Source organism: Sporosarcina sp. UB5 (genome assembly GCF_050859005.1).
Taxonomy (GTDB): Bacteria; Bacillota; Bacilli; order Bacillales_A; family Planococcaceae; genus Sporosarcina.
This window is the reverse complement of sequence record NZ_CP125984.1, coordinates 1,860,659-1,874,731: the sequence shown is the minus strand read 5'-3', so window position 1 is coordinate 1,874,731 and position 14,073 is coordinate 1,860,659. Positions and strand designations below refer to the sequence as shown.

Annotated in this window: 11 protein-coding genes; all 11 read right to left on the bottom strand. The window is 46.4% G+C overall.

Features of this window, described 5'->3' with window-relative positions; all coding sequences use genetic code 11:
- Positions 1-216: 216 nt before the first annotated feature.
- Positions 217-1,956, bottom strand: a complete 1,740-nt coding sequence (locus tag QM454_RS09610) for an AAA family ATPase (RefSeq protein ID WP_432357287.1) — start codon at positions 1,954-1,956, stop codon at positions 217-219.
- A 497-nt stretch (positions 1,957-2,453) separates the two neighbouring features.
- The gene (locus QM454_RS09605; RefSeq protein WP_432357285.1) at positions 2,454-3,551 is read right to left on the bottom strand and encodes an ABC transporter ATP-binding protein; all 1,098 of its coding nucleotides are present in this window, start codon (positions 3,549-3,551) and stop codon (positions 2,454-2,456) included.
- A gap of 62 nt (positions 3,552-3,613) precedes the next feature.
- Positions 3,614-4,762 carry an N-acetylglucosamine-6-phosphate deacetylase gene (gene nagA / locus QM454_RS09600; protein ID WP_432363935.1) on the bottom strand — a complete coding sequence of 383 codons (1,149 nt, stop codon included), beginning with the start codon at positions 4,760-4,762 and terminating at the stop codon, positions 3,614-3,616.
- A 26-nt stretch (positions 4,763-4,788) separates the two neighbouring features.
- Positions 4,789-5,667 (bottom strand): MurR/RpiR family transcriptional regulator, encoded by an 879-nt coding sequence (locus tag QM454_RS09595; RefSeq protein ID WP_432357284.1) that lies wholly within the window; start codon positions 5,665-5,667, stop codon positions 4,789-4,791.
- A 37-nt stretch (positions 5,668-5,704) separates the two neighbouring features.
- Positions 5,705-6,619 carry an N-acetylmuramic acid 6-phosphate etherase gene (gene murQ, locus QM454_RS09590; protein ID WP_432357282.1) on the bottom strand — a complete coding sequence of 305 codons (915 nt, stop codon included), beginning with the start codon at positions 6,617-6,619 and terminating at the stop codon, positions 5,705-5,707.
- Positions 6,620-6,630: 11 nt separating this feature from the next.
- A complete protein-coding gene (locus QM454_RS09585) occupies positions 6,631-7,803 on the bottom strand; it encodes an exo-beta-N-acetylmuramidase NamZ family protein (RefSeq protein ID WP_432357280.1) in 1,173 nt (390 codons plus the stop codon).
- Positions 7,800-8,771, bottom strand: a complete 972-nt coding sequence (locus QM454_RS09580) for a carbohydrate ABC transporter permease (protein WP_432357278.1) — start codon at positions 8,769-8,771, stop codon at positions 7,800-7,802. The genes QM454_RS09585 and QM454_RS09580 overlap by 4 nt, the downstream gene beginning before the upstream one ends.
- Before the next feature lie 15 nt (positions 8,772-8,786).
- The gene (locus QM454_RS09575; RefSeq protein WP_432357276.1) at positions 8,787-9,734 is read right to left on the bottom strand and encodes a carbohydrate ABC transporter permease; all 948 of its coding nucleotides are present in this window, start codon (positions 9,732-9,734) and stop codon (positions 8,787-8,789) included.
- 94 nt (positions 9,735-9,828) lie between these two features.
- On the bottom strand, positions 9,829-11,151 hold the full coding sequence (locus QM454_RS09570) for a sugar ABC transporter substrate-binding protein (protein WP_432357274.1): 1,323 nt from the start codon (positions 11,149-11,151) through the stop codon (positions 9,829-9,831).
- 35 nt (positions 11,152-11,186) lie between these two features.
- The gene (locus QM454_RS09565) at positions 11,187-12,347 is read right to left on the bottom strand and encodes an anhydro-N-acetylmuramic acid kinase (protein WP_432363933.1); all 1,161 of its coding nucleotides are present in this window, start codon (positions 12,345-12,347) and stop codon (positions 11,187-11,189) included.
- Between the two features lie 110 nt (positions 12,348-12,457).
- Positions 12,458-14,026, bottom strand: a complete 1,569-nt coding sequence (gene nagZ / locus QM454_RS09560; RefSeq protein WP_432357272.1) for a beta-N-acetylhexosaminidase — start codon at positions 14,024-14,026, stop codon at positions 12,458-12,460.
- Positions 14,027-14,073 lie beyond the last annotated feature (47 nt).

Below are 14,073 nucleotides of genomic sequence, written 5' to 3'. Positions count from 1 at the left end.
GAAGATTAATCGTGACTATATCGCTCCCTTTCCCTTCATAGGTTAATAGTTTTTTACACTCCATATTTATCGTAACACTGCGTGAACGGCATGACTATGCGACTTTTTGTAATATTTTGCGATTTAAACATCAAACTTTCGACATGGGCGTTGATTGTGTTGCGATAAATCTAAAAAACTCCCTAGCCCAATCGGACTAAGGAGTTTTCTACATAATTAAACAATGACTGGCTCTTTCACTTCTATTACACCTTTGCCATCAACAATTGCCTGTACTTCGGAGCCGTCCAATGTCTCTTTTTGGAATAAGACATTCACTAATTCCTCAAACTGTATAGCATTTTCCTGAATAAGCGTTTCGGTTTTTTTCAATGCATCACTGAAGAGCGCTTGCATTTTCACTTCTTTTTCGGTTTTATTAAACGTCAGTGTAAACCCATCTTGAAGCAAACCTGTGTCAACCATCCGCTCAATGATGTCTTTCGCCTGCTGTACATCACCGCTAACGCCGATACTATGCTCGCCGAGATATAATCGTTCCGCGACCCCTCCAGCGAGAATCATGCTCACTTGATCGAGCAGCTGGCTCGCCGTTTGCAAGTGAAGCTCCTTTTGGATCGGCGCCACATAGCCAAGAGCTTGTCCACGTGGGATAATCGTCGCTTTCCGGACAGAGCCAGGTTTCGTTAGAGCTGCGACTAGAGCATGGCCCGCTTCGTGAATTGCGACCCTTCTTTTCGTATGAGGATCGTTCAACGTTCGCGATGTACTGCCAAGGATTGTCCGGTCAATTGCGAAATCGAGATCTCCTTTACCAATCTCTTCGCGACCGTCCCGGATTGCCCGTTTACTCGCCGTTTCAAATAAAGAGCTAAGCTCCGCACCGGAAAATCCTGACGTACTTTCAGCCAATACATCGAGCGACGCATACACTTCTTTTGCGAGCAACCGACCTTTCGTATGAATGTCGATAATTTCGCGACGGCCATGCGTGTCAGGAAGCGGCACATTAAACGTGTAATCGATTCGGCCAGGACGAAGAAATGCTTCATCGAGCATATCTTTACGGTTCGTCGCTGCAATGAATAGGATTCCTTCATTATCGTTGCCGCCATCCAGCTGAACGAGAAGCTCCGTCAACGTCTTCTCAGATTCGTCACCGCCATGCTCCTTCCGCTTGCCAGCAAGCGCGTCGACTTCATCGATGAAAATGACGGCTGGTCTAGCTTTTCGTGCATTTTGGAATAACGTGCGAACTCGCGAAGCACCGACTCCAACAAATAGCTCAGCAAACGCGGATCCGCTAGATGAATAGAACGTTGCACTGATTTCACGGGCGATTGCTTGGGCGAGCAACGTCTTGCCGGTTCCAGGAGGCCCATAAAGGAGAATTCCTTTCGGTGCCTCAATTCCTACTTGTGTTGCACGTTTTGGATTTTTAATAATTGACAACGTCTGGTGAATTTCTTCCTTCATCTCTTCCGGAAGTCCACCGATATCATTAAGTGTAATGTCAGGAAGCGGCGTCGCTTTTGAAGCTCCGTTCTTCATCGAAGAAACGCCGACACCGAGCTTCCCTTTCTTATGGAGAATTACTAACGTCAAAAACGCAGCGATAATTAAACTACCGACAATTAACTCATTGTATTGACTAGTATCGACAAATGTATATGAGAGGTTATATTTTTGGACTAGTTGTTCTGATAGTTGGCTTTGGGGACGGACTTTCGTTACGTATAGCCCATCTTTCGTCTTCAATTGTAATGTGCCATCTGCCTTTTCCTTCAAGGACAATTGCGCCCCTTCTTGAACCTGAATTGTCTTCTCAAATTCAGAAAACGACACATTCAGTCCTTTATTTGCACCAGAGAGAACCAATCCGATACTTGTTGCGATTCCAATGACCATAACGACAAGGATGATAATCTTCGTTGCAAATTTTGAATTCAGCTTCAAGCGATCCCCAACTCCCTTTTGCAAGATGCTATTATTATATAAGGAAATGAGTCGCCAGAACAACAAGAAAGATGTAGTAATAATGACAATACTATGCCTCGTATTTCGTCGAAAAAAGATTAATTCCCGGGAAATATGTCTAATCATCTTAGGAAATACATAAACTTCGCATACCCTCTTCCCCTTGACAAATATTCACACCCGTGATAAGGTTAATTACTTAACGCCATAGTAACTTTTGACATGGCATTCTACGTACTGTTTTTGAGGACACTTATTCACACTGGCGCGGCTAAAGGGTCGCAAGGACGCAAGAGAAGGTAGGGCTTGCGTTGCTTAAGGATAGAAGACATCCAGTGGAAAAATGACCGCGGCATTGATCATTTTCAACAGAATCCGGATCACGGATCTTTAGATGGACATAAACTTCAACAACAAAAGTTACTATACTATTAAGGGTTGCTTCTCATTACGAGAGCAACCCTTTTCCAATTTAATTAATAAATGCGTTCTTCCGTTTCAGCGTCGAAAAAATGCGCTTTATCCATGTCAAACGTAAGGAGAACCGTATCCGATGGACGAATTGCTGTATCGGAATTTATTCTTGCAACGAAATCCGATCCGTTTAACGAGGCATATAAATACGTTTCTGCCCCCATTAATTCTGCCACATCAATCGTCGCTTGGAACGTCGCTTGTCCATTCGATTCGAAGTTGGACGCGTCCGTATAAATATCTTCCGGTCGGACGCCAAGAATTAATTCCTTCCCCGCATACCCTTTCCCTTCTAGCATTTCGCGTTTCTCTGTTGGAATGAAAACCGTCGTCTCTCCGATAGAAAAGCCGTCTTCCGTCATCTTCCCTTTGAAGAAGTTCATCGCTGGAGAGCCTATAAAGCCGCCGACAAATACATTAACCGGAAAATCGTATACTTCTTTCGGTGTTCCGACTTGCTGGATATACCCGTCCTTCATGACGACAAGCCGTGTCGCCATCGTCATCGCTTCCGTCTGGTCGTGTGTCACGTAAATTGTCGTTGTCTGAAGGCGTCTGTGCAACTTTTGGATTTCAGCACGCATTTGCACGCGGAGTTTCGCATCCAAATTGGAAAGCGGTTCATCCATAAGGAAAATTTTCGCATCCCGCACGATTGCCCGGCCAAGCGCAACACGTTGACGTTGCCCGCCCGACAACGCTTTCGGTTTTCGGTCCAAATAGTCTTCCAATCCTAATATTTTGGCGGCTTCGTGGACTTTCTCTTCAATTTCCTTCTTTTTTACTTTCCGAAGCTTCAAACTGAACGCCATATTTTCGTAGACGGTCATATGTGGATAGAGTGCATAGTTTTGAAACACCATTGCAATATCCCGATTTTTCGGAGCTACGTCATTCATCCGCTTGCCGTCGATTTCAAATTCGCCTTCCGTTATATCTTCCAATCCTGCAATCATTCGAAGCGTTGTCGATTTCCCACAGCCGGAAGGACCGACAAACACGATGAACTCCTTATCCTCTATATCCAAATTGAAATCTTTGACGGCAACAACACCTTTGTCAAATACCTTCGTCAAATTGATCAATTTCAGTTCAGCCATACGTTATCCCCCCTCAAATACTTCATCGACTGTCGCATCTTCTACTCAACCCATCTCATACTTCATTCACGGGAAAAGCACACCTTCCCTCTACAAATCGTCGCCTGAACTTGAAATTCGGTGTCCATGAGAACGAGATCAGCATCTTTTCCAACCTCAATGCTTCCTTTTCGATCAAACACGCCTAGCCGTTTTGCTGCATTGGATGATGACATTTTTATCAAGTCGGTCAACTGGCCGCCAAATTTCCGCATCATTCGAACCGCTTCGTCCATTTTCAGGACACTGCCCGCCAACGTCCCATCTGCCAATGTCGCTTGCGCACCGACAACCTTTACGTCCTGGCCTGCCAACGTATATAATCCGTCCGGCAATCCTTTCGCCCGCATCGAATCCGTAATGAGGATGATTCGTTCTGGGCCAATTCGTTTATAAATGAGATGTAACATGTCCTCTGACAAATGGATTCCATCCGCAATGACTTCACAATGGAGCTCCTGCAGCAATAGGCCCGCACCGACAACTCCAATTTCCCGATGATGCAAACCGCTCATCGCATTGCCAAAATGGGTTAGATGTGTCAAACCATGATTGACTGCCTGCGCCATGTCTGCAAAAGTTGCTTTCGTATGACCTGCCGAAACGACAATGCCAAGTTCCGCTAACCGTCTAGTCATCTCCAGTCCTTCATCGCAGTCAGGAGCGAGTGTCACGACTTTTAAATGGTCCAAATTTTCGCCGAACCATCTTTTCAAAAGCTCAAAATTCGGTTTTCGGATAAATTCTATCGGCTGTGCACCCGACCGTTCAGGATGAATGAAAGGGCCTTCCAAATGAAATCCGAGCATTTCAGCACCGGTTTCATTTCGTTTCATAAAGTCCTTACCTGCAAAGACCGCTTTCCTAATATCATCATCGGATTGCGTCAATGTTGTCGCGAGGAATGAAGTCGTCCCTTCCTTTGGCAAAGCAGTTGCAATCTTTTCAAATGACTCCTCGTTCCCATCCATGAAATCGGCGCCGGCCGCCCCATGGATATGGATATCGATAAATCCAGGAAGTACGAGACAGCTCTGACCGTCCAGCCGACTTCCCGTGAAGTCTTTAATGGATACAGCAGAAACAGTTGAAATCTTTCCGTTTTCTATAACGATTTCGCCTTCCATCATACCTCCGTCCGGCATGGCGAGTTGGACGTTATGAATGAGCATTGACGTCAAAGTTGTCACCTCTCGGATTATTTTTTCCGTCTCTTGAATGTTTCGTTCCGTATATCATCAATTGCTTCGCGCGTGGCATCCAAATAAGTGACTGTCGTATCAAATTGCTTAGAGGCAACAGACATGAAAAGGATGTCCATAATATGCAGTTGGGCAAGTCTTGACGATGTCGCCCCACTTCGTAAATTCGCTTCCTTCGAAGGCGACGTATGTAGCTGGATATCCGAAATTTGTGAAATTGGAGTTTGGCCGAATTTTGTCAGACTGATTGTCGTCGCCCCATTCGCTTGCGCAAGCTCGAGAATTTTTTCCACTTCAAATGTCGCTCCGGAGAAAGAAATACCGACGACGACATCCTCCTCGTCGACATTCGCCATGATTGTCGCCCCCATATGTAAGTCCGTGCTGGCGGTGGAAGCTTTATGGATTCGTAAAAATTTCTGTTGCGCGTCAATTGCAGCGATTCCTGACGCTCCAACACCGAAAAAATGGATGTTTTTCGCTTCGACAATCACGTCGACAGCACGCTCCAATTGTTTTGGATTGAGCAGTTCCGCAGTTTCCAGTAATGTATGAACGGCTTGCTCCGTCACTTTTTGAATCGTCGTTGCAACCGGTTCATTCGGCTGGATGTCCCGCGTCGTAATTTCTAATTTTCGACCAAGATCGCCGTTAATGCGCAATTTTAATTCCTGGAAGCCTTTCAATCGCAACGATTTGCAGAGCCTCGTAACGGCAGCACCACTCGTTTGACTTGCTTCGCCGAGCTCCGAAACAGTCATCGTCACAATATCTTTTGGGTTTGCTAAAATATAGTCCGCAATTTTTTGTTCAGAAGGAGGGAGCAAATGCCTCATTTCTTTCAGTAGCACTAAGCCACCACTCGTTACCGCCATTTCCATCCCTCCAAGTTATCTCGATAAGACATGATGATCATCCTTCTTCTATTGAAGCAAGTTTCACTGCCTTGCCTACGAATCCATCCGCCGCTTCAATTAACGCTACAGCTCTTTCTTTATTAACTTCCGCAAGGATCATGACAATCGCTTGCTTCACATTGTAGCCGGTCTCTTTTAACACCGATTCGGCTTTTTTTTCATCCAGTTCCGTAATCATACAAACCATCTTTTTTGCACGCTCACGTAATTTGAAATTGCTCGCATTCAAATCGACCATCAAGTTCTGATACACTTTTCCGCTCTTTACCATCGCCGTTGTTGAAATCATATTCAAAATCATTTTATGGGACGTCGCCGCACGCAGCCGGGTGGACCCTGTCAATACTTCCGGACCGGTGATCACTTCAATCGGGATGTCCGCATAATTACTAATGAGCGAGTTTTCATTGTTGGAAAGACTGACAGTCGTTGCACCGCATGACTTCGCGTATATGAGCGCCCCTTTCACATAAGGCGTTCGACCGCTTGCGGCAATGCCAATAATGACGTCCTTCTCGTTAATTTGAAGACGCTCTACATCCTTTGCTCCAAGCCCTTCATCATCTTCGGCACCTTCGACCGCCACGTACATTGCCCCTTCTCCACCCGCGAGGACTGCCTTCACGAGATCAGGGGAAGTGCCGAACGTCGGAGGGCATTCCACAGCATCCATGACACCGACCCGGCCGCTCGTCCCGGCCCCTATATAAAAGAGCCTGCCGCCATTTTTAAAAGCTTCTACCACTTTTTCAACCGTCTTTTCAATTTGAGGAATCACTTGCCGGACAGCTAGTGCAACGGTTTGATCCTCATCATTCATCGTTTTCAATATGTCCCCGATTGACATTTCATCCAATCGCGATGTATTTGGATTGGATCGTTCAGTCGTTAGAAGTGATAATTTTTCCATCGTCCGCCTTCCTATCTGTATCGTAAGTATCGTTCTCTCGTTTCCATGAATTTCTCTCTATCCCTTGTGCACTGTTGCAAATACGGACGGATATCCCCTTTCAGCAAACCGTGCCGCAACATATCGTTTCCTGCGAGCAGATCGAACATCGGATGTCGTAAATTTTCGTACTCCAAAAACTCGATCTTATCGGCATACATCGATGCAATGACTGCAAGCACTTGTGCGACCGATTCCACTGGCCTGAATGCCCGTCGATCCGTAATATGGAGCTGAACTCCCTCACAAAGTTGCCCCTTATATTTTTGATACGTCGGTGTGAAGGCGAGCGCACGTGCACGGATTCCTTTCAACCCTAGCGCATTCACGTTATCTTGCAGTTTCTCCCCGTCAATAAAAGGAGCCCCGATAACTTCAAACGGTTGCGTCGTGCCGCGCCCTTCGGATAAATTCGTCCCTTCCACTAAACACATGCCCGGATACAGTAGCATCATATCGAGCGATGTCGTATTTGGCGAAGGCGGTATCCACGGAAGTCCATTGTCCGTGTAAAATGAATTTCTTTTCCACCCCTCTATCCCGACGACTTCTAATTCGCATCCAATGCGAAATGCTTCATTGAAATAAGCTGCCAACTCACCGACGGTCATGCCGTGCCTATTCGGAATTGGGTAAAGTCCGACGAAAGACGTGTAATCGGGATCGACTAAATTCCCTTCGACCGTCTCCCCGCCAATCGGATTCGGCCGATCGAGAACAATCATCCTTTTGCCAGTCCGCGCACAAGCTTCCATCATATACGCCATCGTGTATATATACGTATAATATCTTGCGCCGATATCTTGTATATCGAAGACGACGATGTCGACTTGCCCCATCATTTCGTCCGTCGGCTTTTTCGTCTTTCCGTACAAACTATAAACTGGAATGCCCGTTGAACGATGGACGGCATCGGTAAACTTTTCTCCCTCTTTCACATTTGTTAACAACCCGTGTTCCGGTGCGAACAATGCCGTAAGCTGCAACTCAGGATGTTCATGGAAAAGACGGATTGTAGATGTGAGCGTAGCATTTGCACCTGTTTGATTCGTCAATAAGCCGATTCGTTTCCCTCGTAAATACGATAGATTTCTCTCAAAAAACACATCCACCCCAAGTTTCACTTGATGTTGCCCCGTCGTCATTCCTTTACGCCACCTAACGTTAATCCTTGGATGAAATAGCGTTGGAACAAGATGAAGACGATAATCATCGGAATCGCTGCAACCGCAGCACCGCTCATGAGCAATTTAAAGCTTGCCAAGTTCGCATCTTGCAATGTTTTCAATCCGACAGGCAATGTGTAAAGCTTTGCGGTGTTCAACACGATAATTGGCCAGAGAAATGAGTTCCAAACGTTCATGAACGTGAAAATACCGAGCGCAGCAAGTCCTGGTTTCGCTAGCGGCAAGACGACTGTCCAAAACGTCCGCCATTCACTTGCGCCATCCATTCTTGCAGCCTCAAGCAATTCATCCGGAATGGAATACATGAACTGCCTCATGAGGAATACGCCGAACACCATAGAAAGATCAGGCAAAATTAACGCCCAATGCGTATCCATTAAGCCAAGATTCCCGACCATAATGAACATCGGGACGAGCGTCACTTGCCCAGGAATCATCATCGTAGAAATGATAATCCAGAAAATCAGGTTCCTCCCAGGGAACTTCTTTTTCGCGAGAACATACCCCGCCATCGAGTCGATGAGCAAGATGCCTATCGTGACGACGACCGCAATATAAATGCTGTTAAAAAACCATTTCCCAACATCATGTTTCTTGAACAAGTTTTTGAAGCTTCCGAACGAATTCGAAACGATATGTTTCATCATATCGCGATGGAACACTTCTTCCTCGGCGTCTCCTGCTTTCGCCGCTTCCCTCGCTTCACCCCAATGCTTGAAATATAGCGGAATTCCCATCGGATACATTTTCGGCGGATTGGAGTCGACGTACGAAACCGGCCGCTCCATGTCTTGGGATTGGTAGCTGCTTAATTGAAGGGAAGTCGAGAATACCCAATAGAGCGGAAGCAACGAAACGACGGCGAAAACAGTGAGCAATCCAAATATAATTAATTTATTTAAACGATCGAGCGGTTTTTTCTTCATTTTTCTATCCCCCAATCACTCATCATGGCGAAGCACCCGGAATTGGATGACAGAAAAGATGAGGATAATGACAAATAAAACGACTGATTGAGCTCCCGCCAAACCGAATTCGAAATCCCGGAAGCCCGTTTTGTAAATGAGGTGGACGAGCGTTTCCGTTGCGCTCCCCGGTCCTCCCCCTGTCATCATGATGATTTGCGTAAATACTTGGAATGAACCGATTGTGCTCAACAGCACTAAATATAACGTCGTCGGTTTTAATAAAGGGATCGTAATATGGATCCATTGCTTGAATTTGCTTGCGCCATCCATCCGTGCCGCTTCATACAATGATTGGGAAATTGAGCCCATCGAAGCTAAATACATAATAATTCCAACACCGAACGGAATAAGGCATTGCATAATAATTAACGCCCATAACGCCGTGCTTGTTTGTCCGAGCCAGTTGACGGGACCAACACCGAACCAGCCGAGCACATAGTTGAAAAGCCCGAAATCGTAATTGTACATCCAGCGCCATACCATCGCGATAATAACCATCGACGTGACTGTAGGCAAATAGAATGCCGACCTAAATAGGCTTTGGGACACTTTCCCCAATTCAAAAATGAGTGTGGATAGCACAAGGGCGCTAATGACACCAAATGGTACCGTCACAGCCGTGAAAAGCATCGTATTTTTTAATGCAATGCGAAATGCTTCGCTTTCGAACACTTTTATGTAGTTCGCGAACCCGACGAATTCACTGCCAAAGATTTTGTATTTCTGAAAGGAAAGGACAAATGCCCACACAACAGGAATTGCAACGAAAAGCGTGAAAAGAATGAGCTTCGGAAGTAGAAAAAGGTACGCGCTATAGTTCCGCTTCATCTCGTAAAGAAGCTTCCTCGGGCTTCCATTCGATTTTCTGTTGCCCTTCAGTTTTTTCTTTTTCGGCACTGCCCCCATTGGCATTTGCGTCATGTTGACACCCCCTAAAAGTGAAGCAGGCGTACGCGATGCATAGCCTGCTTTCTAATTATTTCTCGTATATGTTGTCTACTTAAGTCATGTTCAATTATTTCAGTATTTGGTCGACAGCTTTTTTAGCGTCCGCCATCGCTTGTTCTGCAGTCTTTTCACCGTTGAACACGAGTTGTAGCTCATTTTGAATTGCTTCATCGATTTTTCTCCATTCCGGATGACGTGGAAGCATAACGACTTGGTCGGACATTTCCATCGCGCGTGTCATTGCCGGATTGTCTTTGAACGGATCCATTTCAGCTGCACTAATGCGCGCCGGGAAGATTCCGTAATGTTGTGCCATATGGTATTGCTCTTCAGCAGTAGAGATAAATTTCATGAAATCAGCAACCGCCGCTTTCTTGTTTACATCATCTTGGTGCATCATCACCCATCCACCGACGCCACCAATTGTCGCTGCACCTATATCTCCAGACGGATATTCGGCAACCATGAAGTTTGTTGGGTATGCACCTTGTGCAGCACCAATCGCCCACGTTGCCCACGGCTCCATTGCGACTGTCCGTTGCTCTTCATTCGCCCACGCTTGGAATGTTCCGCCGACGTCATTGCCGCCAAGTGTTTCCGGAGCGACTTTATGCTTTAGTTTCAAGTCAGCTAAATCTTGAATTGCCTTCACCGCTTCAGGAGAATCGAATGTGAACTCCGTCAAATCTTCGTTCAGCGGCGATCCGCCATTTTTGTAGAAGAACGGCCACGCTTCATAGTAACCAGGCAAGATGTACGTCGAGAATCCATATACATCGATCTTCCCGTCGCCATCTCTGTCGAACGTCAATTTTTCCGCTGTCTGTAAAAACTCATCAAACGTCCACTTACCGTCTTTCGGCGGTTCAACGCCTCTCTCCTCAAATAAATCCAAGTTCAGCAACATCGTATGGAGCGTAATACTATTTGGAATCCCGTATAGCTTCCCGTCATACGTATAGGCATCGAGGGCATTTTCGTAGAAGTCCTTTTTCGCTTCTTTATCGAAAAATGGGTCTAGCGATTCGATGACCCCTTGCTCGATATGATCAATGCTCACCGCACTACCGCTAATGTCAACAGGTGCGATATCCGGCCAAGCTTTCCCCGCGATAGCGACACCGAGCTTATCTCCCATTTCAGCCCATGGCACTTGGACCAACTCAATTTCAATACCTTCATTCGCCGCTTCATATTCTTTAATTTTCTCTTCAAGCCAGTGGAATTTATTATCATCCTCATCCGGCCATCTCGGTCCATCCCAAATTGTAATTTTCCCTTTAAACTCATCAACACTTCCTACTTCTTCTTTGTTACCGCAAGCTGCAAGCGATGCCGCAAGCCCTAATGACATCGCTGCAAGAGCAGATTTTTTCCATATTTTCTTCATTACTTGACCCCCTATTTATTTTCCTCGTGAATCAATCAAGAATGTCCCCAAGCAACCTTCCCCATAATCGTTTCTCGCTCCGCTCCCGTCGCCGCCGGCAATGAATTCGGCATTTGATGAATGCCCAAATAGCCTAGCAACGCAAAGACGAATGCTTCCTTTGCATCCGCGTCGATTCCAAGATCATCGGTCGTTGCGAACTTTAGTTGTTCAGGAAGGAGCGTCTTTAGCAATCCCATTAATGTCCGATTGTGCACACCACCTCCGCTAACAATTACTTCTTTCACGTCATGCGTTTGTATATATTTCTGAATCTCTGTAGCTATTGTTTTTGCCGTCAGCATCGTAGCCGTTGCAATTTTATCGGTGGATGAATGACCACGCTCATCCCCTTCACTCCAAAACGTTTCAACGAAAGCAGCTCCGAATAATTCCCTTCCGGTGCTTTTCGGCGCAGGCGCAGCAAAATATTCATGGCTCGTCAGTTCATCAATCCATTGATTGTCGACTGTACCGCCCGCAGCCAACTCGCCGTCCTTATCAAATGTGGACTGCCCGCCAAAATGCTTTACAACACAAGCATCGATCACCATATTTCCAGGCCCCGTGTCGTATGCAACGATTGGTTGTTCCGATTCGAGCGGCGGTAGCACTGTTAAATTGGCGATGCCACCGATGTTCAGTAAAATACGCCCGAACGTTTCTGATTGGAATAAAACCTGATCTGCAAACGGCACTAATGGAGCACCTTGCCCACCCGCAGCTATGTCGCGTGTCCGGAAATCCCCGATGACGGTTTTCCCTGTACGCTCTGAAAGAACAGCAATATCCCCGATTTGCATCGTATTCGGACGAGCGTAACGTTGATCCGCTGCAACGTTAGGCTCATGCCAAATCGTCTGGCCGTGGGAACTAATGAGGTCTATCGTTTCTAAATTGATGCCTGCTTCCTGCAAAACTTCCATTAACGAATTTGCATATAATTCACCTAGATACATATTCATCGAGGATACGAGTTGCAATGGCGCCGCCGGATCCATTAACTTGTGCAGCTCCTGCTTCATCCTATCGTCATAAGGCACTGTTGCGAAATGAACTAAATCATGCTGAACTTTTCCTTCGTCATGCGAGAAATCGACAACCGCGATATCGAGGCCATCTAATGAAGTTCCTGACATTAAACCACAGACACGCATTCGTTTCACCGGCACGCTCCTTCCAAAATCTCTCATTGAAATCGCTTACTATTATTCTAGTCCTTCTGAAATTAATTATCAATACTAATATATTTATCTAAAAAGAATTTTCACTCACTTACTAATGTAACTGGCAATCTACCCTTAATGGAAGTCTTCCCTGCTAAATATGCAGCGACCACTTCAAACGCTGACGCTGTGAATTCATACGTACAGATGACCCGGTTTGTATTTAGAAAATAAGATGCGTCATAAGGCGACCGGACAGCGATGACATCGACCGGCTTCCCGCTTGCGACTAATTCACGGACGAGCTGTCGCTGGTTTTCATGCTTATCTGCGTTCAACGTCACGACGACGATGTGATCGTGCTCGGCTGCGAGTTCGTTCATGTTAACATTGTCTGGAACTTCCTTATCAATTTCCAACGACGTGACGTTCCCGTGAACCTTTTTCAACTGCTCGGCCATCGTCAACGTCGCGTACCGTTTATCCTCGACTAACATCGCATATTCGTTTTTCGGGTGGACGAGGAGTACGCGGTCTTCCGGTTTGATCGGGATGCCCGTACCTTTCACTTCCGTGATGCCTTGCACATAAATTTCTTTCATTTCATTACGATGCTCGCTGGAGCCGACAAATTCGGCAACCATGTTGTTCGCATCAATCTCTTCCCATGACGTGTATTTGCGCGCGAGCTTTTCAATTCTTGCAATGGATTCCTTTATCCGTTGCTCCGAAATCCGGCCGCTTTCGACTGCTTCCGCCAACCGGAGTACTGCCTGCTCCTGCAAATCATGCAAATGCGACACCATGACGAAGTCAACTCCCGCCTCGACCGCTTGCACGCACCCTTCCACCGTACCAATTCTCTTTGCAATCGCGTCCATTTCCATACAATCTGTCGTAATGACGCCGTCGAAACCGAGTTCTTCCCGGAGAAGCCCCGTAATGACCGAATGCGATAATGTCGCAGGGACATTCTCCTTTTTCTCTAGCGCCGGAAAATAGACGTGCGCGCTCATGACAGCATCCGCGCCCGCCGCTATGCATTGTTTGAATGGAACGAGCTCAACAGCATGCAACCGTTCAAGATTATGGTCGATTACCGGCAAGTCGAGATGGGAATCGACACTCGTATCACCGTGGCCCGGGAAATGCTTCAACGTCGTCATAACTCCCGCCTCCTGCATGCCAAGCATCGAATGCTTCGCCATTTCCGCAACTGCAGCAGGATTCTCTCCGAAAGAACGAACGCCAATTACAGGGTTTCTCGGATTATTGTTTACGTCAACGACTGGCGCTAAGTTCCAGTTAATACCGAGCGCTTTTAATTCCTTGCCGGTCATGAAGCCCGCCTTTCTCGCATTCGATGGATCATGTGTCGCCCCTAACAGCATTGCGCCGGGAATGATTGTTGTTCCTTCCCCGAGTCTTCTCACGACGCCATTTTCCTGATCGATGCAAATGAGCAAAGGCGTTTCATAGCCCGCCTTCCTCGCTTCCGCCTGCAAGCTGTTCGTCAACGCATGGATTTCTTCGGGCGTACCGATATTCCTCCCGAAGAGGATGATCCCCCCAATATGATACGTGTGAATCAAATGCTTAATTTCCTCTGATATCGTAATGCCTTTAAATCCGGCAATGAGTAATCGACCAACTTTCTTTTGCAAATCCATGATGCTCCCCCTTTAATTTTAAAAATATAGACTGCCTTTTCCTTCGA

What these genes read in the sequence shown, in the direction of transcription:
- QM454_RS09605 (WP_432357285.1), bottom strand. Translation starts at nt 3,551, where the DNA reads ATGGCTGAACTGAAATTGATCAATTTGACGAAGGTATTTGACAAAGGT.
- nagA (WP_432363935.1), bottom strand. Translation starts at nt 4,762, where the DNA reads ATGCTCATTCATAACGTCCAACTCGCCATGCCGGACGGAGGTATGATG.
- QM454_RS09595 (WP_432357284.1), bottom strand. Translation starts at nt 5,667, where the DNA reads ATGGCGGTAACGAGTGGTGGCTTAGTGCTACTGAAAGAAATGAGGCAT.
- murQ (WP_432357282.1), bottom strand. Translation starts at nt 6,619, where the DNA reads ATGGAAAAATTATCACTTCTAACGACTGAACGATCCAATCCAAATACA.
- QM454_RS09585 (WP_432357280.1), bottom strand. Translation starts at nt 7,803, where the DNA reads ATGACGACGGGGCAACATCAAGTGAAACTTGGGGTGGATGTGTTTTTT.
- QM454_RS09580 (WP_432357278.1), bottom strand. Translation starts at nt 8,771, where the DNA reads ATGAAGAAAAAACCGCTCGATCGTTTAAATAAATTAATTATATTTGGA.
- QM454_RS09575 (WP_432357276.1), bottom strand. Translation starts at nt 9,734, where the DNA reads ATGACGCAAATGCCAATGGGGGCAGTGCCGAAAAAGAAAAAACTGAAG.
- QM454_RS09570 (WP_432357274.1), bottom strand. Translation starts at nt 11,151, where the DNA reads ATGAAGAAAATATGGAAAAAATCTGCTCTTGCAGCGATGTCATTAGGG.
- QM454_RS09565 (WP_432363933.1), bottom strand. Translation starts at nt 12,347, where the DNA reads ATGCGTGTCTGTGGTTTAATGTCAGGAACTTCATTAGATGGCCTCGAT.
- nagZ (WP_432357272.1), bottom strand. Translation starts at nt 14,026, where the DNA reads ATGGATTTGCAAAAGAAAGTTGGTCGATTACTCATTGCCGGATTTAAA.